Genomic DNA, 24,641 nt, shown 5'->3' on the forward strand with positions numbered 1-24,641 from the left:
ATGACGACAACCCCGGGCCGCGTGGCTCCGACATAGCGGACGAACAGGGGCTGCCATCGAGGCAAGGGCTGCCTCGGTCACACTGGAAGGATTGCGTCATGACACATACTGACTCGCGCGGTGTTTCGGTCTCGAGCACCAACACCAACTCGCTGGAGCGCTTCGAAGCCGCCCTGGAATTGCTGCATGGCTACTATGGCGACCCGCTTACGGTGATCGACCATGCCCTGGCCGACGATCCGGGCTTCGTGATGGGCCATGCCATGCGCGCGGGGATGATGATCACGGCTGGCGATGGCACCGTGGAGCCGATGCTCAGGCAGAGCGTCGAGGCAGGCGAAGCGCTGTCCGCCAGCGCCAACGAGCGCGAGCGCCGGCATATCGCGGCGGCACGCGCCTGGCTGGATGGCCACTTCGCGCGCTCGATCCAGCTGTACGGCGACATCGTGGTCGACTATCCGCGCGACAGCCTGGCGCTGCAGATCGCCCATATCGGGGATTTCCTGCTCGGGCAGTCCACCCTGCTGCGCGACCGCATCGCCCAGGTGCTGCCCCACTGGACTACGCGCGTACCCGGCTTCGGCTACGTCCTGGGCATGCATGCGTTCGGCCTGGAGGAAACGAACTTGTACGAGCAAGCGGAGGAACGCGGCCGCTTCGCCCTGGAACTGAACCCGCGCGATCCCTGGGCCATTCATGCGGTCGCCCACGTGATGGAAATGCAGGGCCGCCAGGATGAAGGCATCGACTGGCTGAGCGGGCGCGCCGCCGACTGGTCGCAGGACAATATGATGGCCGTGCACAACTGGTGGCACCTGGCGCTGTTCCATCTCGAACTCGGCCATACCAGGCAGGTGCTGGACATCTACGACGCGCATATCCGCGAGAACCACTCCGCGGTGGCGCTGGAGCTGATCGATGCCTGCGCCATGCTGTGGCGCCTGCACCTGCGCGGCATCGACGTGGGCGAGCGCTGGAACGAAGTCGCCGACACCTGGCAGGCACGCGGCGCCGAAGGCTACTACGCCTTCAACGATACCCATGCCGCCATGTCCTATCTCTGCGCCGGGCGCGACAGCGCCCTGGCCGGCCTGCTTGCCGGCATGCGCGCTGCGGCAGGTGGCAGTGGCTCCAACGCGATGATCACCCGCGAGGTCGGCCTGCCGGTGACCGAGGCCCTGCTCTCCTTCTCGCGGCAAGACTACGACCACGCCATCGAGCTGCTGCTGCCGGTGCGCCAGATCGCGCATCGGTTCGGCGGCAGCCATGCCCAGCGCGATCTCATCAACCTGACGCTGATCGAGGCGGCGTTGCGAGGCCAACGCGCCAACCTGGCCTGCGCGCTGGCGGCCGAGCGCATGGAACTCAAGCCGATGAACCCCAGCCTGAGCAAGCTGGTGCAGCGCGCTTCAGCGCTCCAGCGCGAAGCGGCGGACGGCCAGGGGGAGGCAGTCGCGGCGAAGGTGGCGTAGCGGAAACCCGACAGGTCGATATCGCCGTCAAGGTGCAGGTCGCCGTCCGGCGTGGCGCTGACGATCTCGACTCCGGGGCGCAGATGACGCCCAGCTGGCCGCGCTCGGTCTGGGTGAAGCCCGCATAGGCAAGCGTGATCGGCGCGTACTTGAGCGGCACGGTGTCGCCGGCATTGCCCAGGCGCGTGACCTCTTCGTTGTCCTTGAAGTCCACGCCCAGGCTCAGCGTATGCCACCATGCCCCGGTGTCCGGCACGGTATAGGTGCCGCGCAGGCCGACGGCGTGGCCCGTGCCCAGCACGCTGGTGCCGTTCACCGTGGCCACGTTGCTGTCGGAAAGATAGCCCGACGCCTCCACGCTCCAGTTGCTGCCGCGGATCGGCGCCACATAGGAGCCGGACCACACCTGGGTCTGGTTCAAATCCTGTGGCGCGCCGAAGAAGCTCACTGAGGCGCTATGGCCCAGCTGCCAGAGGTTGTCGTGGCCCAGCGAGGCGAAGGCGCGCAGCTCCTTCGTATCGGCGCTGTAGTCGTTGTTCAGGCCAACGCTGGCGCGCCACGGACTGCTGTCGTCGACCTTCAGGTCGACGACCATGGTGCCCGGCATCGCGCCCTGCCACACCAGCGCCACCACCTGGCGCTTGGCACTACGGTTCAACGCAGTCAGCTCTGTCTGCGCCTGCGTGAAATCAGGCACCACGCCTTCCGCCAGCGCCGGCACCTGCTCGCGCACCTCCCGCGGCGAGTTGTACTCGGCACCGACCACGCGCACGCGGCCCACGCGGGGTCATGCATTGGATTGACTCAAGCTTCTTGTTCGAATCGATTGCCGCCGCGCCCCTGCCGCAACGCCCTGACCAAGGGCACGGCAGGCGCGCATCCGGTCGCAGGACATGATGGCGTGCCCTCATGTCAGCATTGCGCAGGGTGCCTAGACGGACGGCACTGGCGCCGCCTGTCGTTTGTCACAAAAGATTCATCGAGGACGAAGGAGGGAGGCGCGGGGACAGAGTCAACGGCAAATCCCTGCGCGAGGATGGTCCCCGCGAGCGCAGCCTGCTGGCTATACTGCAGCGGCTTCGCCGGCGTCCTGCCTGGCGGCCAACGAAGGAGGTATCGGATGCGGACCTGGCTGACGCTATGCGCCGTTGCGGCGCTTGGACTGGTCGACATGGTACCCGCCGCCGCTGCGGGACCCGCGCCCTGCGTCGAGGTCGAGGTCAACGGCGAGCGCGCGCCTTCGTTCCCGTGCCTGACGCAGAAGCTGCAACCTGCCAACGCAGGCAGGCCGGCACGGCCTGACAGCGGACTGGCGGCCGAGGCGATCGCGCAGCGGCCCTCGAACCAGCTCGGCCTTTATAACGAGGCGGCCACCAGCCATCGCATGGGCAACACCTTCGGCACGTCGGTGTATCCGCAGCGCCCGGCCAGTCCGGCGCCGGGGGCGCCGGTCATTCCGCGCGCGCAGCCTTGACTGGTAGGCGGCAACGGCGGCGCAGCGCGCCTCAGCGGCCCATGCGCGCGTCGTAGCTGCGCGAGATGCGCTCCAGCAGACGCGGATCCGACGGGTCGGTGCCGTCGAACTGCACCCGCACCGTGCCGTCGGCCTGGCGGCGCACGCTGGCCCTCACCGGCAGGTTGTTGCGGGTTCCTTCCACCGTGCCGGCCACGGCATCCTCGGTGCTGATCGCCACGCCCTGGTCGCGCATGGCGCCGGCGGCCGCGGCAAAGGCGCGGTCGTAACGGCTGGGCTGCAGCCCCGGGTAGGTGGTCGGGACCACCTCGGCAGGGTAAGGGTAGGGATAGCATGCCGTCAGCACCGGCACTACGGCGAACACGGCGACGCCCGCCAGGAGCCCGAGCCCATGCTTCATGGCGTCACCTTGCTCCAGCCAGGGCCGGGATCGAAGGTCTTGGTCGCCGCGGCCTTGCCGGCGCTGTCGGGCCCCAGGTCGCGCTCATAGACCTGGCCATCGTGGCTGACCATGAAGCTCTTCACGCCGGTATCGCCATACCGCACCGGCCAGGCCAGCACGGCGAAGCCGCCGAACAGCTTGCCATTGACGACATAGTTGTACGCGCCGCCGGGTGCGTTGGGGCCCTGCGCGGTCAGCAGCTTGTAGTGATAGCCGTAGTAGCCGCCCTGCCCGGGGTTGCGCTGGCCGGCCGTGAGGAACGCGGCCCCGAGCGGGCTGGGCGGTGCGCCATCCGATGTCGGCCAGTACAGCCCGTCCTGCTTGCCCGGCGTACTCGCAAGCTTGCCCGCGTAGGCCAGCAGGCCGTCGCCGTCATGGTCGGTCCGGGCGTATTCGCGCTGGGCGTCATAGACCGCGAGCATGGCCTGGATCACCGCGAGTTCATTGCGGCCGATGCGGCGTATGCGCATCTCGTCGACCCCGGCACGCGTATCGAACTGCCAGCCCTTCGATGTCTTCACCAGCGGCACTGGCAGGGTCCAGCCGTCATTGCCTACGGCGATGCGGGCATGGCTGTCGCCCTCTGGCTTGACCGCATGCGAGATCCGCCAGGCCTCGAGAAAGCGGTATCGGATGTCGGCGCCGACTGGCGGGATCAGGTCGTGGAACCTGGCGCCCAGCAGCACCTTCATGGCATCGTCGTCGCTGGTGGCGACCGCCTCGCCAAAGGCGTTCATGGCGGCCTCGGGGGTTTTGAAGGGCTTCTGCGCGTGCGCGGCGTGCATGCCGGCAACGGTCAGCGCGAGCGCAAGCGCCAGCGCGCAGGCCAGGCGGCCAGGCAGGGATCGGGCAAGGCTTAGTGGTGACGTCATGATCGAGGCTCCCTGGTCCGCTAGCGCCTGCCACCGCGTCCGCCACCGCCACGGCCGCCGCCGCCGAAGCCGCCGCCACCACGGCCCCCGCCGCCGCTGAAGCCGCCGCCTGCGCGGCCTCCGGCCGACTGCATGCTGGAGCGTCCGCGATCAAAGTCGCGCTGCGACGCCGCGCCGCCGCCCACGCCCTGGAAGGCGTTGTCCCGCCCGCCACCGCCGCCGCGGTCGGCTACGGTGGTGGCCCGTTCACCGCCGCCCCGCGACCGGTCGGCGGCCCCCGCGCGGTCCGATGCACCGGCCCGGTCAGATACGCCGCCTCGATCGGAAACTCCGGCCCGGTCAGAGACCCCGGCCCGATCACCACCCCGTTCGCCAGCGCGATCTCCGACCCGGTCTCCTGCCCGATCACCCGCCCGGTCTCCGGCCCGATCCCCGGCACCCGGCCGCTCCTGCCCGCCTGCCCGGTCGCGCGCCGCGCGGTCGGACACGCCGGCACCGCCCTCGCGACCGCGGAACTCATTGCGCCGGTCCCCGCCTGGCACATCGCGCGAGAATTTCTCGCGGGTGGCGTTGTCGCGGTAGGCCACGCCCTGGCGGTGACTGGCGTCATGCTGCCAGCGCCCGCCCGCCTGTACCTTGGTGCGGTCAAAGTTGCGGTCGATATTGGTGGCCCGGTTGACATTGATGTTCACGTCGCCGCCGCCCCAGTTGCAGTTGCCGAAGATCGCCCCGGCGGCGGCCAGCCCGATGCCCCAGGCAAAGCCCGTGGCCAGCGCGGCGCCCGGGTAGTAGGCGGGATAAGGCGGCCAGTAGTACGGCGGGTAGGACGGATAACCCCAGGAGCCGTAGACCACGGTGGGGTTGTAGGCCGGGACGTAGATGACCTGCGGGTCGGCCGGTTCGATGCGCACCACGGTCTGCACGCCTGGCGCCGCCGTGGTCGCGGGCTCGACAATGACCTTCTGCTGTTCGGTGGTCTTGAGGTTGCCGGATTGCTGGGCCTTGTTGCGCAGCCGCTGGACCGCGGCCAGCACGTCTTTCTCCTGGGCCAGGAAGGCATCGCCCAGCTTCTGCGTCCAGTCGAGCTTGTCGTTCATCGGCTCAAGCACCTGCGGGAAGGCCACCAGCGACTTCACGCTGACATCCCAGGGCTGGTCGGCCACGGCCTTGACCGCGGCGTCGCCCTTGACCTTGGGATTGGCCTTGACCCAGCGCGCCGCGTGCACGATCTCCAGCGGATAGGTGGAGGCCATCAGCACCTGCGACAACACGGAATCGGGATAGAGCGCGATCGGCGCGACCAGCGCCTCAAGCTCCTCGGGTTTGAAGGTGGGGGGCGGGTTCTGTAAGTCTTGGGCAGCGGCGCCGCCCGCTCCCGCCACCAGCGCGACAAACAGCCATGCGCAGCCGGACCTGAGCAGCCGCCTGACCAGAAAGGCCATGTTCCCTCCTCGCAGCCGGTGACGGAGCCATCCGAGGCGTACTGGGGCAGCGCGCCGGGCTGGAGGATGTTCTCCTGCCGCGCGCCATTGCCAGCCGGCATACAGAGCGGATATTGCTCCATACGCGCTACGAAGGTAGTACGGAAGACATTGAAATTCAACCGAATTCCGGTCGCCGCCCGGCAAGGGTTGCGACAGGAAAACGGATCGGCATGAGGATTTCCCCCGATTTTGTTCCTATCGTAGAAACGAGCCGCCAGCGCGCATGCAAGCGGTACCCCCAGGTTTGAAGGTGCATGACCGGACCCTCAAGGCACCGGTACGTCAGTGGAGGAAGATCATGGCCAAGCGAAAAGGGAAGCGCCACGGCGGCAACGGGAGCCAGGCGGAGCCGCCGCGCGAACCAGGCCCGGCTGACAGCCTCGACGAAAAGCCGGACCAGCAGCAGCGCGAGCGCATGTCGGAGAAGGAATACCAGAAGGCGCTCTTCACCCTTCATGTCGAGCTGGTCAAGCTGCAGCAATGGGTGCAGGCCAGCGGCAGCAAGGTCTGCGTGGTGTTCGAAGGGCGCGACGGTGCCGGCAAGGGCGGCGCTATCAAGGCCATCACGGAACGCGTCAGCCCGCGCATTTTCCGCGTGGTCGCCCTGCCCGCGCCGACCGACCGCGAAAAGAGCCAGATGTACGTGCAGCGCTACCTGCCGCACCTGCCCGCCGCGGGAGAGATCGTCATCTTCGACCGGAGCTGGTACAACCGCGCCGGCGTCGAACGCGTGATGGGATTCTGCACCGAAGCGCAGGCCGACGAGTTTCTGCGCGCCGTCCCGCTGGTCGAACGCGCCATCGTGCATTCCGGCATCATCCTGATCAAGTACTGGCTCGAGGTCAGCCCGGAGGAGCAGACCCGCCGCCTGCAGGGACGCATCAAGGACGGCCGCAAGGTCTGGAAGCTCACTGACATGGACTTGCGCTCGTACAGCCGCTGGTACGACTATTCACGCGCGCGCGACGCCATGTTTGCCGCATCCGATACCGACTATGCCCCGTGGCATGTGGCCAATTCCAATGACAAGCGCCGGGCGCGCCTGAACATCATCACGCACCTGCTGGCACAGATCCCGTACCAGGCGATCGAACGCAAGCCGGTCAAGCTGCCTGCCAGGCAGAAGGCGGGCGGATACCGGGAGCCCGACTATCCCTATCGGTACGTCGAAGACCGGTACTAGCTACTTCGGCAGCTTGCGCGACCTCCAGTTGCCGTCCTTCTCCTTGCAGTACCACCCGGTCCAGGCTTCGGTTTCGCCGGCCCGGCGGAATTCACTGCGCAGTTGCCGGCAGCGGTCGCCGTGGTCGCGCCGGGACTGCAATGGCGTGAAGGAACCTTCGACCTGCCGCTCGCGCGTGTCGGGCGGCAGCCTGAACGTCATGCGGGCGCCGTCGGCGCCCTGCTCCAGGGTCCTGCGGAAGACAGCCGTCAACGCCGTGAGCTGGTCCTGGGTAAGCGTGCCGACGATGGTGCCGCCCAGGTAGTGGTCAAAATAGGCAACGGCCGGCCCCGCCGACATTGCACCCGCCAGCATTGCGGCACTGCATGCCAGCGCGTGCAGGATCGTGTATCGCCTGTTCATCTTGCCTCCTCCGCCATGGCACGCCCCCAATCGGGCAAGCGCGGAAGCACCGGACCCACATGCCCGCCAGCCGCGGCAGCGGCCTATTCGAAGCGCTCGGTCAGCACCATCGCGTCCACCTTGCGCTGCTTCCAGAACAGGTGGTTGATGCGCGGCTGCAGCAGCCGCAGCGCGGCCCCATCGACCGAATTGAAATGCAGCGACACCGCCGGGCGGGTGCCGTCTCCCGGAACGCGCTCGATCTCATCGCAGGCCGGGAAGCCGTAACGACCGATGAACTCCTGGATTTCCTCGTCGGTTGTCGCCGTATCGATATTCACAAGCATCAGCACACTCATTGACGTCTCCTGAAGGCTCGGGATGCCAGACAGCCCGGTTCCGATGCGGCCCTTGAATCCGCGGGCCCATCTCCCCTTCCTATCTTTAAGTCAGGCCGGATCGGAAGGCAAACTTTGATTCCCGATAAGGAGTCCAGGGCAGATTCCGCCACCTGCGGCGGCTTCGATCCGGCTGGCGCCGGACCGTGCGCCGACACTAGCGCCCTGCCGCGCGGTAGCGCATCGCGAATTGCCACCCCAGTTCGGCCAGCGGCGCCGCCTTCCTGCCTGTCTCCACGGCATCCGCCGCGGCGGCGTTGCCGCTCCTGGCTCGCTGCCCGATGCCGTGCATGATCGCCGCGAGCCGGAAGAAGTTGTAGGCAAGATAGAAGTCCCAGTGCTCGAGCGCGTGCGTGCCGTTGGCCTCGCCGTACCAGCGCAGGTAGGTCGCCTCGTCGGGAATGCCCAGCGCCTGCAGGTCGAGCCCGCCGATACCGCGCCACAGGTCGGCCGGGATATGCCAGCTCATGCAGTGCTAGGCCAGGTCCGCCAGCGGGTGGCCGAGCGTGGACAGCTCCCAGTCGAGCACGCCGATGACGCGGGGCTCGGTGGGATGGAAGACGAGGTTGTCCATGCGGTAGTCGCCATGTACCACGCTGGTCTGCTCCGCGTCCGGGACGTACTGCGGCAGCCACTCTGCCAGCGCCGCCAGTCGGAGGCCTCGATCACCGCGCCCAGCCGCTTGGCGGTCGCAATGGCCTGCAGGCCGGCGACGCCGGCAAGAAGGGCAGCAGGTCGCTATGAGCCGGCCAGCCAGAGCTCTCCGGACCAGTTTGCGACGTTCATGGCGGCAGAGCAGAAGAAATGGGCGCTCGCCATCAAGCAGACCGGGTTCCGGCTGGAGTAGCCGGCGCGCGGCGCAACCAGCCTGGACCGTAACGGTTCAGGCTGGCTTGTCGACGTAGTCATCCACCGCACTGCCCACCGTGGGGTGGAAGTTCTTGTCGCCGATCGCTTCCATCAGCTCGAAGCGCTTGAGCTTGTCGCGCACCGGGTCCTTCATCTCGGCAAAATGCAGCGCGATGCCGCGCTCGCGCAGGATGCCGCTCAGTTCACGCAGCATGTCGGCCGAGGTGACGTCGACGCTGGTCACCGGTTCGGCCGCCACCACCACCCTGCGCACGGGTGTCGGCGATTCGTCGATCGCTTCCATCAGCCGCGCCTGGAACAGCTCGGCATTGGCGAAGAACAGCGGCGCATCCCAGCGGAACAGCAGCAGCCCGTCGATGCGCTCGGCATCCGGGTAGCGCTTGGTGTCGTGGTAGCCGCGCAGGCCCTCGACACGGCCGAGCACGGCATAGTGTGGCCGCCAGCCGTCCCAAAGGAATTCGATCACTGCAAGGACCACGGCCAGGATGATCCCCGGGATCGCCCCGAACACGGCAACCGCGGCAAAGCAGACCATCGACAGCCAGAACTCCCACTGCTGGATGCGGTAGATGCGCTTCAGGTCCGCGAACTCGAACAGGCCTATGGCCGCCGCGATCACCACCGCCGCCAGTGCGCTGTTTGGCAGGTACTGCAGCAGGTTGGGCGCGAACATCAGCAGCAGCGCCACGGCCAGTGCGCCCACGACTCCGGTGAGCTGGGTCTTCGCGCCCGCGGCTTCGGCCACCGGCGTACGGGACGCGCTGCTGCTGATCGGAAAGCCCTGGAAGAATCCCGCGGCCAGGTTGGCGGCGCCCAGGCCGACCATCTCCTGGTTCGGGTCGACCCGGGTGTTGGTGCGCGCGGCAAAGGTGCGCGACAGCACGCTGGTATCCGCGAACGAGATCAGCGCGACGGCAATGCCGCCCAGCAGGATCGCAACCAGGTCCGCGCCACTGACCCAGGGCACGACAAAGCCCGGCAGCCCTTGCGGGGTCTTGCCCAGCACTTTCACCCCGTTCTGGTCGAGATCGAACATGCTGACGGCCACCGTCGCGACGATCACGGCAATCAGGATGCCGGGCACGCGCTCGAAGCGCTTCAGCAACAGGATCAGCACCAGGCTGCCCGCGCCGACCGCAAAGCTGTACCAGTTGGTCTCGCCGCCCAGGATCGCCCGGCCGAGGCTGATCATCTCCCGCAGCGGGCCGGCGTCTTCGATCGAGATGGCGAACAGCTTGGGCAACTGGCTGACCAGCACGGTGAGCGCGATCCCGTTCATGTAGCCGTAGCGGATCGGCTTGGACAGCAATTCGGTAATGAACCCCAGCCGCAACAGCCCCATCACGATGCAGACCACGCCCGACACGATCGCCATCATGCTGGCCACCATGACCGCGCGCCCCGGATCGCCGCCGGAGACCTGCAACACCACCGCCAGGATTGGCGCCGCCAGCGCCGAATCCGGCCCCAGCACGAGGATCCGGCTCGGGCCAAGCAGGGCATACACCAGCAGCGGGACCATGGTGGCGTAGAGCCCGTAGACACCGGGCACGCCGGAGGCCTCGGCGTAGGCGATGCCGACCGGCACCAGCATGGTCGTGAGCACCAGACCGGCGGCGAGGTCTTTCGGCAGCCAGGCCGGCTGATAGTTCTTCAACACCAGCAGTCCCGGGAGCCAGCGCAACCATCCGGGTGCCTTGTCGACTTCGCGCTGCGCGGCGGGGGTCAGGTTCTGGGGCTGCATGGGTCGAGTTATGCCCTGGGCAGGCAAGGAGTATGCATCGACTATAGGAGGTCGCGCTTCGACAAATGTGCATCGAAGCAAAGAAAAAAGGATTTTGGATTGCGCTGGCGGCACCAGGCCGAGGCCCCCGCGAGCCGCTCCGATGCTGCATCGCAACACCTCCTCGTGCTGCCATGCTGCCTGCGCAGGTCTGCGCGCTGTCGACAACCATCAGGTTCTGACAATCCCGCGACGGGCACATATGATGGTTGTCTGGCGGGCATGCCCGTTATCCATCACCGGGGAGAGAACGATGCCGATATCCAAGAGATGCCTGGTAGCCGGCCTGGTGGCACTGGGTTGCGCCTCGGCGGCGCTGGCGCAGCGCGCATCGACCGAGGGTGCCGCGAGCGCCATATCGGATGCCGTTCAGGGCGGGACCAATCCGTATCGCCCCCCGTCGGCCGCCACCCAGGATCCCGAAGAGGCCGCACGCGCGAAGTGCGAGGAGCTGAAGGAGCAGTACAACGCCACATCAAAAAGGCGTTCGTACCATTCCGCCCCGGGCACGCAGAACGCGCAGGGCCGGACCATCCCCAAGATCGAACGCGACAAGACGCGCAAGCAACTGCAGCAGGCGTACCGCGACAATTGCACGTAGCCGGGATCTGTCTGAACGGCGTGGTGGAAGTGGCGGACGGTTCGCTGCAGGATGCAAATCGGAGCCTGCGCCCTGCCGGCCAACGTCAGCCCTTCAGTTCGATCAGCAGATCCTTCGCCGCCACGCGATCCCCCTGCTGAACATGGACTGCGGCGATCTCGCAGTCCCGCTCCGCCGCGATATGGGTTTCCATCTTCATCGCCTCCAGCGCCAGCAGCGTCGTGCCCGCGGCCACGCGCTGCCCCGGCTGCACCGCCACCGTCACGATCGAGCCCGGCATGGGCGCGGCGACATGCAGCGGATTGTCGGGTTCGGCAACCGGACGGCCATGGCGCGCTGCCGCCGCTTGCGTGGTGCTGCGCTGCTCGACCAGCGTGGTGCGCGACTGCCCGTTCAGCTCGAACTGGACCTTGATGACACCCTCTTCGGCATCGGGGTGCGTGCCTTGCAGCGAGACCAGCAGGGTCTTGCCGGCAGCGATGTCGATCGCCACTTCTTCCTGCGGCTGCAGGCCGTACAGGTATGCCGGCGTGGGTATCACCGAGGTGTCGCTGTAGTTGCGCACATGCGCGTGGTACTCGCCGGCCTGCTTCGGGTACATCAGGTACGAAGCCAGCTGGCGGTCGTCGAGCGGCTGCTCGCACGCCGCTTCGGCCGCGGCGCGCGCCGCGTCGAGGTCGACCGGCGGGATCTGGTCGCCGGGCCGGTACGGCACGGGCGGCTCGCCGCGCAGCACCTTGCGCGACAGTTCCGCGGGGAAGCCGTCCGGCGGAAAGCCCAGCTCGCCCTTGAACAGCGACACCACCGATTCAGGGAAGGCAGTCTCCCTGGCGGGATCGCACACATCGGCGGCGCTCAGGTCGTTGGCCACCATCATCAAGGCCAGGTCGCCGACCACCTTGGACGTCGGCGTCACCTTGACGATGTCGCCGAACATCTGGTTGACCTCGGCATAGGCCCGCGACACCTCGGTCCAGCGATGCTCGATGCCGAGCGAGCGCGCCTGCTCGCGCAGGTTGGTGTACTGGCCGCCGGGCATCTCGTGGCGGTACACGTCGGCGGTGCCGGCGCGGATTTCGGATTCGAACGGCGCGTAGTAGCGGCGCACCCCTTCCCAGTACATCGACGCCTCGTGCAGGCGCTCCAGGCTGAGGCCGGGATCACGCTCGCTGCCGGCCAGGGCCGCGGCGATGCTCGACAGGTTGGGTTGCGAGGTCAGCCCGCTCATGGCGTCGAGCGCGCCGTCGACCGCATCGCAGCCGGCCTCGATCGCGGCCAGCGCCGAAGCGGCCGAGATGCCGCTGGTATCGTGGGTATGGAAATGCACCGGCAGCCCGGTCTCTTCCTTGAGCGCCCTGACCAGTGCCGCCGCGGCCTGCGGACGGCAGATGCCGGCCATGTCCTTGATGCCCAGCACGTGCACGCCGGCCTGCTTCAGCTCGCGCGCGATGCCTACGTAGTACTTCAGGTCGTATTTGGCGCGCGACTTGTCGAACAGGTCGCCGGTATAGCAGATCGCGCCTTCGCACAGCGCGCCGCTCTCGCCGACAGCATCGATCGCCACGCGCATGTTGCGCACCCAGTTCAGTGAATCGAACACGCGGAACACATCCACGCCGGCGCTGGCCGCCTGGCGCACGAAGAAACGCACCACGTTGTCCGCATAATTGGTGTAGCCAACCGCGTTGGAGCCGCGCAGCAGCATCTGGAACAGCACGTTGGGAACGCGCTCGCGCAGTTGCTCAAGGCGCTGCCACGGGTCTTCCTTGAGGAAGCGCAGCGCCACGTCGAAGGTGGCGCCGCCCCAGCACTCCAGCGAGAACAGCTGCGGCAGTTCGCGCGCATAGAACGGCGCGATCGGCAGCATGTCGGCGGTGCGCATGCGCGTGGCGAACAGCGACTGGTGCGCGTCGCGCATGGTGGTATCGGTCAGCAGCACCTGCTTCTGCTCCAGCATCCAGCGCGAGAACTTCTCCGCGCCCAGCTCGCGCAGCCGGTCGCGCGTACCGTAGGGCAGCGCGCCGCTGGTGTCGAAGGCGGGCAGCACCGGTGCGGGCAGCGGCAGCGATGGCAGCGTGCGGCCGCTCATCTCCGGGTGCCCGTTGACGCTGACCTCGCCCAGGTAGCGCAGCAGCTTGGTGGCGCGGTCCAGGCGCTTGGTGAACGCCAGCAGTTCCGGCGTCAGGTCGATAAAGCGCGTGGTGACGTCGCCGGACCGGAACGCGGGATGGTTGATGACGTTCTCGAGGAACTGCAGGTTGGACGCGACGCCGCGGATGCGGAACTCGCGCAGCGCGCGGTCCATGCGCCGGATCGATTCGGGCGCGGTCGGCGCCCAGGTGGTGACCTTGACCAGCAGCGAATCGTAGTACGGCGTGATCACCGCGCCGCCGTAGGCGGTGCCGGCGTCCAGGCGCACGCCGAAGCCGGCCGCGCTGCGGTAGGCAGTGAGGCGGCCGTAGTCCGGCAGGAACCCGTTCTCCGGGTCCTCGGTGGTGATCCGGCATTGCAGCGCGTGACCGTTGAGCGAAATCGCTTCCTGCACCGGCACGCCCGCGGCGCGCACGACGATCTCGCCGTTCTCATTGCGCGTGTTCTCGGTCATGCCGAGATGGCCGCCTTCGGTCACGCGGATCTGCGCCTTGACGATATCGATCCCGGTGACCATCTCCGTGACCGTGTGCTCGACCTGGATGCGCGGATTGACCTCGATGAAGTAGAACTGGCCGGAGTCGGCATCCATCAGGAACTCGACCGTACCGGCATGCGTGTAGCCGACCGCGCGCATCAGCCGCAGGGCCGATTCGCACAGCGCGGCCCGGCCGGCATCGTCGAGGTATGGCGCGGGCGCCCGCTCCACCACCTTCTGGTTGCGCCGCTGCACGGTACAGTCGCGCTCATAGAGATGCACGAGGTTGCCGTGCGTGTCGCCGAGCACCTGCACTTCGACATGGCGCGCGTTGCGCACCAGCTTCTCGACATACACCTCGTCGTTGCCGAACGCAGCCAGCGCCTCGCGCCGCGCCGCGGCGAGCGCCCCCTCAAGGTCCTGCTCGCGTTCCAGGACCCGCATGCCGCGTCCGCCGCCGCCCCAGCTTGCCTTGAGCATCAGCGGATAGCCGATGCCGGCGGCGAGGCGCTTGCACGTGTCCAGGTCATGCGGCAGCGGATCGGTTGCCGGCATCACCGGCACGCCCGCGTCGATCGCCGCGTTGCGCGCCGCCACCTTGTTGCCAAGCTTGCGCATGACCTCGGGCGACGGGCCGATCCAGCGGATACCCGCGTCGATCACGGCCTGCGCGAAGTCCGGGTTCTCTGAAAGGAAGCCATAGCCCGGATGAATGGCGTCGACCTTCGCCTGCCTGGCAATGCGCAGGATATCGTCGATGTCGAGGTAAGCCGCCAGTGGCTTCTTGCCCTCGCCGACCAGGTAGCTCTCATCGGCCTTGAAGCGATGGAGCGCGAGCCGGTCTTCCTTCGAATAGATTGCCACCGTGCGCACGTTCATCTCGGCGGCCGCGCGCATCACGCGGATCGCGATCTCGGAACGGTTGGCAATCAGCAGGGAGCGGATAGGGGCGTAGTCCATGGGATGCAGGGAAGCGAACCAGCCGCGCGCAACCGCCACGGCAGGATCAGGTGATCGGGGATGCAGCACGGGCGCAAGGCTTGCCCGGGCTGCTAGTCGTATTGGGCAAATGGGACGTGCGAGTCCATCCAGTCATAGTGCGCCGATGCAGCGGCCCACGCCCAGTTGGCCCGCTTTGGCGACTGCTGGTCCCGATCGCCATGCTCGCTTCGGTTCTGGCCGGCAAGTGGCTGATCGCCGTCCCCGGCAAGCTCGCGGCTGTGCGCGCGGGCTCCGATTCTTCCGTAGTACATCGTGATGCCTTCCTCATCAAGACCAGGTTCGCCTGCCCACGACGCAGCGCGATGCAGGGCGACGGCAGGTTTGCAGGCACGATGAAATACGCGCCCGTCCCGTCCTGCTGCCGCAAGAACCGGGCCACGGCCGGTTCATGCACCATCCCTTTGATTTGGCAGAAGATTTTCTTCCGAGGCAGGCCTAACGAATTTCAGAAATGAAATTTTTCATTTCATGGGTGCCGCGGCCAATGCGCGATGCAGCACCTGTGCCTCGCGGCAACCGGGAGGGCCGGCGTGGGCAACGTGGCCAGGCTGACGACGCCCGCCCGGCCACGAATGCAGGCCTTCAGCAGGCCGCGGCCTGGGGCGAAGCCAGTGCGCAGTATGCGGGGGCGCCGGCCGTGGCAATGCGGGCGCAGTACGCCGGCTCTTCCGCCCTGGCGATACGTGCGCAATACGCGGGCTCTTCCGCCCTGGCCATGCGCGCGCAGTACGCAGGTTCGTCCGTCCTGGCGATGCGTGCACAGTACGCGGCCTCTTCCGCCTTGGCCATGCGTGCGCAGTACGCGGCCTCTTCCGCCTTGGCCATGCGTGCGCAGTACGCCGGTGCCTCCGTCCTGGCAATGCGTGCGCAGTACGCGGGCTCGTCGGCCGCTGCCCGGGCACAATATGCGGCAGACGTCAGCGGGCTGCCGAATTCGCGCATGCTCAGCGCATCGCTCGCAGCGGCCATTTGCAGGAGGCGGGCCTCGTCCTCCGGACCGTCGATGCCAACGTAGGGGTCATGGTGAAGGACATAGCCGAAGATGCGCTCGCAATCCCTCGCATAGCGCCTGGTGTCCAGGATGTGGGCATGCCAGAAGGCATCCACCTGCTCGCTGGGGACGGCGGGCGTGTCCGGATGCTTCGCCGCCAGCTTGAGGAATTGCCGGTAGCCGCTCTCCGCCTGCTCCAGCGATTCCGGCGACCAATGCGCATGCTTCTGATGCAGCAGCTTGGCCTTCATCCTGGAAAAGTCCAGGGCGTCGATGGCCTGCCACATGATTTCAATAGTACGGTCCTGCATGATCTAGCTCCCTGTTATTGGACTGCTTAAGCACGCACCGGACTGACGGGCAGTCAGGCGCGCATCGGTTGCGGTCCATGCTCGAGAGCGGGACCGTTCTCCATGCGGCTGGCCAGGAAGGCAGTGATCTTCGCCGGCGGCAGCGGATGGCTGAAGTAGTAGCCCTGCACTTCGTCGCAGCCTTCGCGGCGCAGGAACTCGAGTTGCACCTCGTTTTCCACGCCTTCGGCGACCACTTCGAGGCCAAGCCGGTGGCCAAGGCCGATCACCGCGCTGGTAATCTGCGTGTCGCTGCGGCTTTCCGGTATGTAGCGGACGAAGCTGCCGTCGATCTTGACCGTATCGATCGGGAAGCGGCTCAGGTAGGCGAGCGAGGAGTAGCCAGTGCCGAAGTCGTCGATCGCCAGCCGGACACCGGTGCGCTTCAGGCGCGAGAGCCAGCTGGACGCCTGTTCGGCATCGCGCATGACCATGCTCTCGGTGAGTTCAAGCTCCAGCAGGTTGCCGGGCAGCCCGGCTTGCCGCAGGGCATCGATGATGGTCAGCCTGAGCGACTTGTCGGCGAACTGCCGTGCCGAAAGATTGACTGAAACACGCACCGGCGGCAGTCCCTGCGCGCGCCATGCGGCATTCTGCCGGCACGCTTCGCGCAGGGCCCAGGCACCGATCTCGACAATGGCGCCGCTCTGCTCCGCGAAGGGAATGAAATCTCCGGGCATGACCAGGCCGAGTTCCGGGTGGCGCCAGCGGATCAGTGCCTCGACCGCCGTGCACGCTCCCGACGCGAGCGCAATGCGCGGCTGGTAGTAGAGGATGAATTCGTCCTGCTCGAGCGCGCGGTGCAGGTGCGACTCCATGTCGATGCGCCGCTGCAGCGACGCGCTCATGCCCCGGCAGTAGAACTGGTAGCCGTTCTTGCCGAGCTGCTTGGCACCATACATGGCCAGGTCGGCATGCTTGAGCAGGGTCTGCCAGTCGCTGCCGTCCTCGGGGAAGGAACTGATGCCGATGCTTGCCGTCATGCGCAGTTCCGACTCGTTGACGACGAAGCCTGGCGCGAGCGCAGCCTGGATCCGGGCAATGGTCCGGTCCAGGATCGTCGAATCGCCCTTGGGGTCCAGCAGCACGACGAATTCATCGCCGCCGAAGCGGGTGATCAGCTCCACCTCCTCCAGGCTGCCGCGCAACCGGTCGGCCATCTCGCGCAGCACGATGTCGCCGGCATTGTGGCCGATGGTGTCGTTCACGACCTTGAATTCGTCCAGGTCCACGAAGATGACATGCAGGGCCTGGCCGCTGGCGCGGGCACGGGTCAGCGCCTGCTCGAACTCGGCCTTGAACATGAGGCGGTTGGGCAGCCCGGTAAGGGCATCGTGATTGGCGATGAAGCGCAGGTTTTCCTCGGCCTGGCGCCGCAGCAGGAAGTGCCCGGTCTGATTGGCAATGCCGCTCGCCATCGCGAGCGCATGCGTATCGGGGCTGCGCTTGCTGCGGGAATAGAGTTCGACCACGCCGAGGCTCACGTGGCCCCGGCTCAGCGGGAAGGCGAACACCGTCCGGATACCGCCCGCGTCGAGCCACCTGGCTTGCGGATGCCGGGCCATCGCGCTGCGGCTTGCATACCATTGCGGCGCCGGCAAGACCGCGGCGCCGGCCGGCCCTGCAGGGCGCTCGGCGAGCCACGGCTGCAGCGTCTTGACGCGGGCCAGGTAGACCGGCGGCAGCTTCAGCCCCTGGCTGTCATCGCCCGGCCAGAAGGCACCGGCCTCCCAGTCCATGCCTTCGAGCAGCGTGTGGACAATCCCCTCCAACACCTCGATCTCGCTGGTGGCGGTGGCCAGGTGCAGGGCAATCTGGTGTTCCTGCGTCCTAGCCTGCTCGGCGGACCTGCGCTGGCTGATGTCCTGCGCGGTGCCCCGCAGCACTGCGCTGTCCGCCGCTCCATGCGCGTGGCCGATCAGGTGCAGCCAGCCCCGGCGTCCGCGCCGCGACCGGTACGGGCACTCGAACTCGAACGGCTGGCGATCCTGCAGGGCTGTCCGCATCCTTTCCCGCAGCACGGCGCGATGGCCGGCGTCGATCGCCTGGAACAGCGCTTCCGGAGTCGGCTTGTCGCCGCGCAAGCCTAGCAGGCGCGCCATTTCCTGGGAAAAGTGCGCGATGTCCTGGTCCAGGTCGATGCGCCAGTCGCCCAGGTGGGCAATCTGCTGCGCCTCGGCAAGCGCGGCCTGGCTGTCGCGCAGGCTGTGCGTCATCTGGTCGGCCACGGCCACGGCGCGCGCGCGCGAACTCGACAACGCGTAGGCCAGCCACCCCAGCAGCACGCTGATGATCAGGCCGGAAATCACCACCAGCCCCGGCAGGTAGCGCTGCGGACCACTGATGGCCTTGGCATCGGCAGCAAACGCAATCACCCAGCGCCGTCCGCCGAAATTCCGCACCACGCTCTTGGCCAGGTCATGCTGGCCCGGGGCCGCCTGGGCGTCCGCCAGTGCGGTCGCGCCATGCGCGGCACTGGCGTGGACGGTGCTGCCGCCAGCAACCCGGCTGCGTTCCCTGGCCGCCAGGCCGGTCACGCTGTCATAGAGCAGGTTGGCTGCAGAGAGCGGAACCGCCGCCTGCGCGAAGTCTCCGGCATCATGCACGCGGAACCGGATCCGGCGCAGGTTCTCATTGCTGACCAGGTCCTTCAGCAGGTCGTCCACCCGGATCCCCGCGCCAACCGAGCCGACATAGGCGCGCCGGCGCGCTTCCACGGAATCCAGGTCGGGCACCTTGCGGTACACCGGCAGGCGCAGCGCGATGCCCACATGCGGGTTCTTTGCCTCGCTGAAGATCAGGCGCCCGCTGCTGACTGGCTGCCCGGTATCGCGCGCGCGTTCCAGCGCGGCCAGGCGGCGTGGCTCGGCGCCCATGTCGATGCCGATCGACGCCAGGTTGAGGGCGAGCGGTTCGACATAGGTCAGCACGAAATGCCCCGGCCGCTGGCCGGGAGGGCGGACGTTGAACGTCACGCCGGCCTCGCGCAGGATCGGATCGCTGCGCTGCCGGGCGACAAAGGCGTCGATCTCGGCCGCCGGCACGTAGGGCGCGTAGTTCAGCGTCTGGAAACCGGGATAGCGCTGCGGCAGGTTCAAGCCGCTGACGAAATCGCGAAACTCGCCGCGCGAGACATGGTCGCTGGCGCCGAACAGCGCCTGCATGGTCACCAGAACATCGGTATAGAGGCGGATCCGTGTATCGATCTGCTGGATCACGTCGCCGGTATCGTTCTCAAAACGCAGGCGGACGTCCTTCTCAAGCAGGTCGGTGCAGAACGCATAGACGACAGCCGTCGTCATCACGCCAAGCAGCAAGGTGCCCGCGGTGATGGTGCGCGACCCAAGGCGTCCAAGCGGGCGCAGCGCGCGCGCAAGCGTCTGGCGCAAGATTGTTTCCCCCCGGATGTCGATGGCAACCATGCGGCTGAACGGCCGTCACCAACGACTGATGCTAATAGTGCACTTATTGGCTGGGGTTCTATGCGAAACCCACGCTCTTATATGTCTTAACAATCTATAACAAGCGGCGAAAAACGGGCCCTGATTTTCGCGGCGCAAACCCCCAACTTAAGTGGGGTGGCAGTTCTGCGAGATATGGAGATGAACATTCAGGTTCAGCCCCAGGGTGGCAAGTGTCGCGCTGCGGTGCGCGTCATGGCTTGCCAGCCGGCGCGGCAGCGCGTCGGCATGGTCCGGGCAATGGATGATGAAGTACGTGTCGTCCGGGTCCATCGGTGCTGCTCCGCATGCTGCCGTCAAGAGGCTACGGGCACGGGCGGCGCGCTCGCGGCCGGCATCGGCGTCGAGGCCCAGGCCAGCATCTGCCACGTGCCCTGATGGCGCCTCCACACGCTGAGAAAGCGGTTGTCGAGCGTGCGCTCCGTCCCGTCGACCACGGCCCTGAGCAGGGCCTTGCCCTGCATCACGGCCATGTCGCCGTAGACCGCCTGCCCCACCTCCGCCAGGCTCGCTTGCAGGTAGCGCACCCGCCCGCTGCGGATCGAGCCAAGGTACTCCGCCTTGCTCTCGCGCAATGCCGAGGAGTGCGTATAGGAAAGCTCGTCGGCCAGCAGGGCATCGAGCGCAGCCAGGTCGCCGGACAGCATGGCGCGATAGCGCGCCTGATCGGCTTGCGTGAGTGCGGCAAGGTCCGCGGGTTCGCCCAATGCCATCGTCGTGGTCTCCAGGTCAGCCATGAAGGTAAGCCTTCACCAGGGTCTTGTCGTTCAGCAGCGCCTGCCATTCGCCGCGCCGGACTTCATGGATCACGCGCCCCACTGACAGCACGTAGGCGCGATCCGTCATGTCCGCGGCGATCGCCACGCTTTGTTCGACCAGCAAGATGCTCAGCCCGCGCGCGCGCAGCTGGTTCAGCACCGCCAGGATCTCCTTGACGATGCGGGGCGCCAGGCCGGTGGTGAGTTCATCCATGATCAGCAGGTCGGGCTGGAGCAACAGCGCGCGCGCGATCGCCACCATCTGCTGCTGCCCCCCGGACAGCAGCCCGACCGCGCTGTCGGCACGTTCGCGCAGCAGCGCAAACAGATCGCATACATCGTCATAGGTGTAGCGCAGCGCGCCGCCGCGGGCGCGCTTGCCGGCCTGCTCGGCCAGGCGCAGGTTGTCGCGCACCGACAGCTCGGCAAACAGGTTGCGGTTTTCCAGCACTACGCCGATGCCATGCCTGAAGCGGCGATGCCCGGGGACATGGCCGATCTCCGCCCCGTCCTTGACGATGCTGCCGGCCATCGGCCGGATCAGGCCGGCCAGCGTGCGCACCAGCGCGGTCTTGCCGGCGCCGTTGGCGCCCACCACCGCCACCGCCTCGCCCGGCGCGACCGTCATGTCGACATCGTGCAGCACCGGCACCGCGCCGTAACCGGCGCGCAGGCCTTTCACGTTCAGCATGGTCAGACTCCCAGATAGGCTTCACGCACGCGCGGATCGGCCTGCACCTCGTGCAGCGCCCCGCTGGCGATGATTTCACCGTAATAGAGGACATGGGCCGTACCGCAGATCGTCATCAGCCCCATGTCGTGCGAGACCAGCAGGATGGTCATGCCCTCCTGGTGCAGGCGCACGATCCATGCGCGCAGCAGTTCGATCTCTTCGCTGTTCAGCCCCGACGACGGCTCGTCCAGCAACAGCAGTTCCGGATTGCCGATGCAGGCACGCGCCAGTTCGACGATGCGCCGCTGGCCCGCCGGGAGGGTGCCGGCCCGGTGCTGCAGCAAGCGCTCCAGCCCGAATTTGCCGGCGCATGCCAGCGCGGCGTCGTGCATGGCCGCCAGCTCGCGGCGCGACGCCGGCGTGCGCAGCATCGCCTGCAGCACGCCAGCGTGGGTGGCCTTGTGGCAGCCTGCCATCAGGTTCTCGAGCACGGTCATGTGCTCGAACACCTGTGGCGTCTGGAAGGTGCGCACCAGGCCGGCGCGGCTGCGCTGCTGGACGGTGTCGGCGGTGATGTCCCGCCCCGCCAGCGACACCTTGCCCCCCTTCGGGCGCAGAAAGCCGGAGACGATATTGAAGCAGGTGGTCTTGCCGCTGCCGTTCGGACCGATCAGGCCGACGATATGGCCGGCCGGCACGTCGAAGCTGACATTGCGCAGCACCTCCAGCCCGCCGAAGCTGTGCGCGACCGCGTCGAGGCGCAGTAATGCCTGCGCCGGGCGCACGGCTTGTGGCGCCGCGCCAAAAGCAGGAACGGGATGGTTCATCAGACTTGCTCCGAAAAACCTCGCCCTTCAGGGCGGGGAGTGAAAGGAGTGCTGCCGGCAGCAAGCAATCCCAAATTAGAATGACCGGCATGCCTCTGGTCTATCGCTACCGGGTGAAGTCGCTGAACGGCCTGCTCAATCAGCAGAGCCGCGCGGTGAACTACGTCTGGAACTTCTGCAATGACACGCAGAAGCACGCGCTCAAATGGGGCAAGAAGTGGCCCACGGGTTTCGATCTGAACGTGCTGACGACCGGCAGCAGCAAGGAACTCCGTATCCATTCCGGCACAATCAACGCGGTTTGCGAGCAGTACGCCAAGTCGCGTAGCCAGCACCGCCGGCCGTGCCTGCGCTATCGCGGCCGCAAGTCGCTCGGTTGGGCACCGCTCAAGGGCCGGGATCTCAAGCGCTCGGGCGACGGATTCCGCTTTGCCGGCAACACGTTTCGCGTGTTCAGCTTCCGCCCCCTTCCCGAGGGCAAGATCAAGGACGGCACCAATTTCTCCCGCGATGCGCGAGGCAACTGGTTCCTGAACATCGTGATTGAAGTTGCCGACACCCAGGCCCGCCCCCCGGAACGCGGCGTCGGCATCGATCTTGGCTTGAAGGACCTTGCCCCGCTGTCCACCGGCGAAAAGGTCGAGAATCCGCGCCACCTTGGCCGACTCGAGCAAGCGCTGGCCAAGGCGCAGCGTGCGCGCAAGAAACGACAGGCCACGAACCTCGACGCGCGCATCAAAAATGGGCGGCGTGACTTTCTGCACAAGCTCTCGCATCGCATCGTGCGGGACTTCGACTACATCGCGGTGGGGAATGTGAACGCCGCCGGCCTCGCCAAGACCAGCGTGGCGAAGTCCGTCCTCGATGCGGGCTGGTCGTCCTTCCGCACAATGCTCGCGTACAAGGCGATTGTGCATGGCGCGTGGTACGAGGAAGTCGACGAACGTTTCACCACCCAGGTTTGTTCTTCGTGCGACGCGATGCCGCCGGAGACGCCGAAAGGTATCGCAGACCTTGGAATAAGGCAGTGGGTATGCAGTGGATGCGGTGCTGTACATGATCGCGATGTGAACGCTGCGCTAAATGTCCTTGCCCGATCGGGACATCGATCGCCTGCAGAGGGAATCTCCTCCCTTTCGGGAGGGGAGGATGTCAACTTGCCGCCTTCAGTCCGCGCATGCGCTGCAGCGCACCAGCGATGCCGCCCGTCATCCCGCCGGGCATCAGCGTGACCACCAGCACCAGCACCGCGCCGAACAGCACCTGGTGGAAATCCCCCAACCCGCTCAGCAGTTCCGGCACGAGCGAGACGAACAGCGCACCAAGGATCACGCCATAGGTGGAGCGGGCACCCGCCACCACCGGCACCAGCAGAAACACGATGGAGCGCTCCACCGTAAAGCTCTGCACGCTGACGAACGACACATAGTGGGCAAACAAGGTCCCGGCCAGCGAGCCCAGCATGGCCGACAGCACGAACATCGAGGTCTTCAGCCGGTGCATGTCCACGCCCAGCACCTGCGCCGCCGGCGCGGCATCACGCATCGCCCGCATGGCCAGGCCCGGGCGGCCCTTGACCAGGTTGTCGACCAGCCACAGCAGCACCGCGAGCAGCGGCCAGACGAAGTAGTAGTAGCGCTCCGGGGTGTCCAGCACATAGCCGAACCAGGACAGCTTGGGAATGCCGCCGATTCCCAGCGTGCCGCCGGTCAGCCAGTCCCACTCGAAGAACAGCACGTTGGCGATGCTTCCCACCGCCAGCGTCGCCAGCGCCAGGAAGAAGCCGCCCAGGCGCAGCACCGGCACGCCGATGGCCGCAGCCAGCGCGGCGCTAATGACGAGTCCGGCGGCCGCACCGGCCAACGCCGGCCAGCCCAGCGCCGTGGTGCAGTACGCCGAGGCGTATGCGCCGATGCCGTAGAACGAGGCCTGCGCCAGATTGACGATGCCGCACTGCCCCAGCAGCAGGCCCACGCCGAGGCCGCCCACGGCCAGGATGGCGGCGAAGTTGAGCAGGTCGACGTGGTGCCGCGACAGCAGCTGCCCGGCCGCCACCCACAGCAACACGCCAGCCAGGATGAACGCGCGTGACGGGTTCATGGTTATCCTCCCTTGCGCCCGGCCCGGCCCAGCACGCCGTTGGGCAGCAGAATCATGATGACGATCAGGATCGACAGCGCGATCACGTCGCGATAGCCAGACGGGAAACCCACCACCGCCAGCGATTCCGCCAGGCCGAGCAGCAGGCCTCCCGCCACGGCCCCGAGCGGATTGCCCAGGCCGCCGAGAATGGCCGCGGCAAAGCCCTTCAGCGTGAGGCCGATGCCCATCTGGTAGTTCATCGACAGCAGCGGCGTGACCAGCACGCCGGCGATCGCGCCGAACCCGCCGCCGAGCAGGAACGTGTACGTGCGCATGCGGCGCACGTTGATGCCGGTGGTGGTGGCGCCATCCGGATCGAGCGAGGCAGCGGTCATGGCCAGGCCCGCCAGGGTCCTGGTGTAGAACAGGCGCAGCGCACCGACCAGCAGCACCGCAATGCCGGTCAGCGCCAGCGCATGCACGGGCGTGGTAGCGCCGAACAGCTCCACCACCCCCTCCCCGCCGAGCGCCGGCAGCAGGTGCGAATCCCGGCCGCCGAAGTAGAGCGCCGCGGCCGACAGCGCAAAGGCCAGGCCAATGGTCAGCAGCAGGAAGCTCTCTTCGCCGGCGCCGCGGCGCAGCATCGGCCGCACGAACAGCACGTCGATGGCCAGGCCGCTGACGGCACCGGCGGCAATGCCGCCGGCAATCGCCAACGCATATGGCAGGCCCAGCGCCTTCAGCGCGAACACCGCCACCAGCGCGCCGATCACCGCGAACTCGCCCTGCATCGCATTGACGATGCGCGTGCCCTTGAAGATGATGGCCATGCCCACGCCGATCAGCGCGTAGACAAAGCCATTGGTGATCCCGGACAGGATCGCCTGGAATACGAGGGTAGTGGACAT

22 protein-coding genes and 2 pseudogenes are annotated in these 24,641 nt (G+C 67.2%); 6 read left to right on the top strand and 18 right to left on the bottom strand.

What is annotated here, in order from left to right:
• The first annotated feature begins 98 nt into the window (after positions 1-98).
• A complete protein-coding gene (locus AC3WRR_RS26200; RefSeq protein WP_010808922.1) occupies positions 99-1,472 on the top strand; it encodes a tetratricopeptide repeat protein in 1,374 nt (457 codons plus the stop codon).
• Here AC3WRR_RS26200 and AC3WRR_RS26205 read toward each other — a convergent pair.
• A complete protein-coding gene (locus AC3WRR_RS26205; protein WP_010808923.1) occupies positions 1,366-2,253 on the bottom strand; it encodes a ShlB/FhaC/HecB family hemolysin secretion/activation protein in 888 nt (295 codons plus the stop codon). The two genes, AC3WRR_RS26200 and AC3WRR_RS26205, sit on opposite strands and share 107 nt — an antisense overlap.
• A gap of 339 nt (positions 2,254-2,592) precedes the next feature.
• Here AC3WRR_RS26205 and AC3WRR_RS26210 point away from each other — a divergent pair, with 339 nt between their 5' ends.
• Positions 2,593-2,946, top strand: a complete 354-nt coding sequence (locus tag AC3WRR_RS26210) for a hypothetical protein (RefSeq protein ID WP_010808924.1) — start codon at positions 2,593-2,595, stop codon at positions 2,944-2,946.
• A gap of 31 nt (positions 2,947-2,977) precedes the next feature.
• Here AC3WRR_RS26210 and AC3WRR_RS26215 read toward each other — a convergent pair whose 3' ends face one another.
• From AC3WRR_RS26215 to AC3WRR_RS26225, 3 genes are read right to left on the bottom strand one after another with little or no spacing between them, the layout of a single operon-like run.
• Positions 2,978-3,346 carry a hypothetical protein gene (locus AC3WRR_RS26215; protein ID WP_010808925.1) on the bottom strand — a complete coding sequence of 123 codons (369 nt, stop codon included), beginning with the start codon at positions 3,344-3,346 and terminating at the stop codon, positions 2,978-2,980.
• Positions 3,343-4,260: a DUF2950 domain-containing protein gene (locus AC3WRR_RS26220; RefSeq protein ID WP_010808926.1), complete on the bottom strand. Its 918-nt coding sequence runs from the start codon at positions 4,258-4,260 to the stop codon at positions 3,343-3,345. The genes AC3WRR_RS26215 and AC3WRR_RS26220 overlap by 4 nt, the downstream gene beginning before the upstream one ends.
• Before the next feature lie 20 nt (positions 4,261-4,280).
• On the bottom strand, positions 4,281-5,702 hold the full coding sequence (locus tag AC3WRR_RS26225) for a DUF3300 domain-containing protein (protein ID WP_010808927.1): 1,422 nt from the start codon (positions 5,700-5,702) through the stop codon (positions 4,281-4,283).
• A gap of 340 nt (positions 5,703-6,042) precedes the next feature.
• Here AC3WRR_RS26225 and ppk2 point away from each other — a divergent pair, with 340 nt between their 5' ends.
• On the top strand, positions 6,043-6,927 hold the full coding sequence (ppk2, locus tag AC3WRR_RS26230; RefSeq protein ID WP_010808928.1) for a polyphosphate kinase 2: 885 nt from the start codon (positions 6,043-6,045) through the stop codon (positions 6,925-6,927).
• Here the strand turns inward: ppk2 and AC3WRR_RS26235 are convergent, their stop codons facing one another.
• The 5 genes and pseudogenes from AC3WRR_RS26235 to AC3WRR_RS26255 all read right to left on the bottom strand — a co-directional run bounded on the left by AC3WRR_RS26235 (position 6,928) and on the right by AC3WRR_RS26255 (position 10,320).
• Positions 6,928-7,329 (bottom strand): hypothetical protein, encoded by a 402-nt coding sequence (locus AC3WRR_RS26235; RefSeq protein ID WP_010808929.1) that lies wholly within the window; start codon positions 7,327-7,329, stop codon positions 6,928-6,930. It abuts the gene before it with no gap.
• An 83-nt stretch (positions 7,330-7,412) separates the two neighbouring features.
• Entirely contained in the window at positions 7,413-7,667 is a 255-nt protein-coding gene (locus AC3WRR_RS26240) for a hypothetical protein (protein WP_010808930.1), read from the bottom strand.
• Positions 7,668-7,863: 196 nt separating this feature from the next.
• Positions 7,864-8,382: pseudogene (locus AC3WRR_RS26245) on the bottom strand (phosphotransferase); the annotation flags it as partial.
• Positions 8,352-8,444: pseudogene (locus AC3WRR_RS26250) on the bottom strand (hypothetical protein); the annotation flags it as partial. The pseudogenes AC3WRR_RS26245 and AC3WRR_RS26250, both read right to left, overlap by 31 nt.
• A gap of 145 nt (positions 8,445-8,589) precedes the next feature.
• Positions 8,590-10,320, bottom strand: coding sequence for a SulP family inorganic anion transporter (locus AC3WRR_RS26255; protein WP_010808932.1), 1,731 nt, complete (start codon positions 10,318-10,320; stop codon positions 8,590-8,592).
• Between the two features lie 292 nt (positions 10,321-10,612).
• On the opposite strand from AC3WRR_RS26255, the gene AC3WRR_RS26260 reads away from it, so the two are divergent.
• On the top strand, positions 10,613-10,960 hold the full coding sequence (locus tag AC3WRR_RS26260; protein WP_010808933.1) for a hypothetical protein: 348 nt from the start codon (positions 10,613-10,615) through the stop codon (positions 10,958-10,960).
• 85 nt (positions 10,961-11,045) lie between these two features.
• Here AC3WRR_RS26260 and AC3WRR_RS26265 read toward each other — a convergent pair whose 3' ends face one another.
• Positions 11,046-14,549 carry a pyruvate carboxylase gene (locus tag AC3WRR_RS26265; RefSeq protein ID WP_037024380.1) on the bottom strand — a complete coding sequence of 1,168 codons (3,504 nt, stop codon included), beginning with the start codon at positions 14,547-14,549 and terminating at the stop codon, positions 11,046-11,048.
• Between the two features lie 200 nt (positions 14,550-14,749).
• Here AC3WRR_RS26265 and AC3WRR_RS26270 point away from each other — a divergent pair, with 200 nt between their 5' ends.
• Positions 14,750-15,046, top strand: a complete 297-nt coding sequence (locus AC3WRR_RS26270; RefSeq protein ID WP_037024347.1) for a hypothetical protein — start codon at positions 14,750-14,752, stop codon at positions 15,044-15,046.
• A gap of 127 nt (positions 15,047-15,173) precedes the next feature.
• On the opposite strand, the gene AC3WRR_RS26275 is transcribed toward AC3WRR_RS26270, so the two are convergent.
• The 6 genes from AC3WRR_RS26275 to AC3WRR_RS26300 form a co-directional block, all read right to left on the bottom strand.
• Complete coding sequence (locus AC3WRR_RS26275) at positions 15,174-15,893, bottom strand: glycine-rich domain-containing protein (RefSeq protein WP_492298552.1); 720 nt, start codon at positions 15,891-15,893, stop codon at positions 15,174-15,176.
• A gap of 53 nt (positions 15,894-15,946) precedes the next feature.
• Positions 15,947-19,354, bottom strand: a complete 3,408-nt coding sequence (locus tag AC3WRR_RS26280; RefSeq protein WP_037024349.1) for a bifunctional diguanylate cyclase/phosphodiesterase — start codon at positions 19,352-19,354, stop codon at positions 15,947-15,949.
• Positions 19,355-19,501: 147 nt separating this feature from the next.
• Positions 19,502-19,666, bottom strand: coding sequence for a YciI family protein (locus AC3WRR_RS26285; protein WP_010808938.1), 165 nt, complete (start codon positions 19,664-19,666; stop codon positions 19,502-19,504).
• Positions 19,667-19,689: 23 nt separating this feature from the next.
• Positions 19,690-20,130 carry a nuclear transport factor 2 family protein gene (locus AC3WRR_RS26290; protein ID WP_010808939.1) on the bottom strand — a complete coding sequence of 147 codons (441 nt, stop codon included), beginning with the start codon at positions 20,128-20,130 and terminating at the stop codon, positions 19,690-19,692.
• The gene (locus AC3WRR_RS26295) at positions 20,123-20,842 is read right to left on the bottom strand and encodes an ABC transporter ATP-binding protein (protein WP_010808940.1); all 720 of its coding nucleotides are present in this window, start codon (positions 20,840-20,842) and stop codon (positions 20,123-20,125) included. The genes AC3WRR_RS26290 and AC3WRR_RS26295 overlap by 8 nt, the downstream gene beginning before the upstream one ends.
• Positions 20,843-20,844: 2 nt before the next feature.
• The gene (locus AC3WRR_RS26300) at positions 20,845-21,651 is read right to left on the bottom strand and encodes an ABC transporter ATP-binding protein (protein ID WP_010808941.1); all 807 of its coding nucleotides are present in this window, start codon (positions 21,649-21,651) and stop codon (positions 20,845-20,847) included.
• A gap of 89 nt (positions 21,652-21,740) precedes the next feature.
• Between AC3WRR_RS26300 and AC3WRR_RS26305 the strand changes: the two genes are divergently transcribed.
• Positions 21,741-22,883, top strand: a complete 1,143-nt coding sequence (locus AC3WRR_RS26305) for an RNA-guided endonuclease InsQ/TnpB family protein (protein WP_246840210.1) — start codon at positions 21,741-21,743, stop codon at positions 22,881-22,883.
• On the opposite strand, the gene AC3WRR_RS26310 is transcribed toward AC3WRR_RS26305, so the two are convergent.
• Positions 22,804-23,751, bottom strand: coding sequence for a branched-chain amino acid ABC transporter permease (locus AC3WRR_RS26310; RefSeq protein ID WP_010808943.1), 948 nt, complete (start codon positions 23,749-23,751; stop codon positions 22,804-22,806). The two genes, AC3WRR_RS26305 and AC3WRR_RS26310, sit on opposite strands and share 80 nt — an antisense overlap.
• Before the next feature lie 2 nt (positions 23,752-23,753).
• Positions 23,754-24,641 carry a branched-chain amino acid ABC transporter permease gene (locus AC3WRR_RS26315; RefSeq protein WP_010808944.1) on the bottom strand — a complete coding sequence of 296 codons (888 nt, stop codon included), beginning with the start codon at positions 24,639-24,641 and terminating at the stop codon, positions 23,754-23,756.

It is taken from the genome of Cupriavidus sp. FW305-3-2-15-C-LB2 (genome assembly GCF_058787575.1).

Excerpts from the sequence above, each read along its gene's own strand:
- AC3WRR_RS26265 (WP_037024380.1), bottom strand. The coding sequence starts at position 14,549 with ATGGACTACGCCCCTATCCGCTCCCTGCTGATTGCCAACCGTTCCGAG.
- AC3WRR_RS26260 (WP_010808933.1), top strand. The coding sequence starts at position 10,613 with ATGCCGATATCCAAGAGATGCCTGGTAGCCGGCCTGGTGGCACTGGGT.
- AC3WRR_RS26220 (WP_010808926.1), bottom strand. The coding sequence starts at position 4,260 with ATGACGTCACCACTAAGCCTTGCCCGATCCCTGCCTGGCCGCCTGGCC.
- AC3WRR_RS26295 (WP_010808940.1), bottom strand. The coding sequence starts at position 20,842 with ATGCTGAACGTGAAAGGCCTGCGCGCCGGTTACGGCGCGGTGCCGGTG.
- AC3WRR_RS26215 (WP_010808925.1), bottom strand. The coding sequence starts at position 3,346 with ATGAAGCATGGGCTCGGGCTCCTGGCGGGCGTCGCCGTGTTCGCCGTA.
- AC3WRR_RS26255 (WP_010808932.1), bottom strand. The coding sequence starts at position 10,320 with ATGCAGCCCCAGAACCTGACCCCCGCCGCGCAGCGCGAAGTCGACAAG.
- AC3WRR_RS26290 (WP_010808939.1), bottom strand. The coding sequence starts at position 20,130 with ATGGCTGACCTGGAGACCACGACGATGGCATTGGGCGAACCCGCGGAC.
- AC3WRR_RS26300 (WP_010808941.1), bottom strand. The coding sequence starts at position 21,651 with ATGAACCATCCCGTTCCTGCTTTTGGCGCGGCGCCACAAGCCGTGCGC.
- AC3WRR_RS26310 (WP_010808943.1), bottom strand. The coding sequence starts at position 23,751 with ATGAACCCGTCACGCGCGTTCATCCTGGCTGGCGTGTTGCTGTGGGTG.
- AC3WRR_RS26285 (WP_010808938.1), bottom strand. The coding sequence starts at position 19,666 with ATGGACCCGGACGACACGTACTTCATCATCCATTGCCCGGACCATGCC.
- AC3WRR_RS26280 (WP_037024349.1), bottom strand. The coding sequence starts at position 19,354 with ATGGTTGCCATCGACATCCGGGGGGAAACAATCTTGCGCCAGACGCTT.
- AC3WRR_RS26210 (WP_010808924.1), top strand. The coding sequence starts at position 2,593 with ATGCGGACCTGGCTGACGCTATGCGCCGTTGCGGCGCTTGGACTGGTC.
- AC3WRR_RS26315 (WP_010808944.1), bottom strand. The coding sequence starts at position 24,641 with ATGTCCACTACCCTCGTATTCCAGGCGATCCTGTCCGGGATCACCAAT.
- AC3WRR_RS26200 (WP_010808922.1), top strand. The coding sequence starts at position 99 with ATGACACATACTGACTCGCGCGGTGTTTCGGTCTCGAGCACCAACACC.
- AC3WRR_RS26305 (WP_246840210.1), top strand. The coding sequence starts at position 21,741 with ATGCCTCTGGTCTATCGCTACCGGGTGAAGTCGCTGAACGGCCTGCTC.
- AC3WRR_RS26235 (WP_010808929.1), bottom strand. The coding sequence starts at position 7,329 with ATGAACAGGCGATACACGATCCTGCACGCGCTGGCATGCAGTGCCGCA.
- ppk2 (WP_010808928.1), top strand. The coding sequence starts at position 6,043 with ATGGCCAAGCGAAAAGGGAAGCGCCACGGCGGCAACGGGAGCCAGGCG.
- AC3WRR_RS26225 (WP_010808927.1), bottom strand. The coding sequence starts at position 5,702 with ATGGCCTTTCTGGTCAGGCGGCTGCTCAGGTCCGGCTGCGCATGGCTG.
- AC3WRR_RS26270 (WP_037024347.1), top strand. The coding sequence starts at position 14,750 with ATGCTCGCTTCGGTTCTGGCCGGCAAGTGGCTGATCGCCGTCCCCGGC.
- AC3WRR_RS26275 (WP_492298552.1), bottom strand. The coding sequence starts at position 15,893 with ATGCAGGACCGTACTATTGAAATCATGTGGCAGGCCATCGACGCCCTG.
- AC3WRR_RS26240 (WP_010808930.1), bottom strand. The coding sequence starts at position 7,667 with ATGAGTGTGCTGATGCTTGTGAATATCGATACGGCGACAACCGACGAG.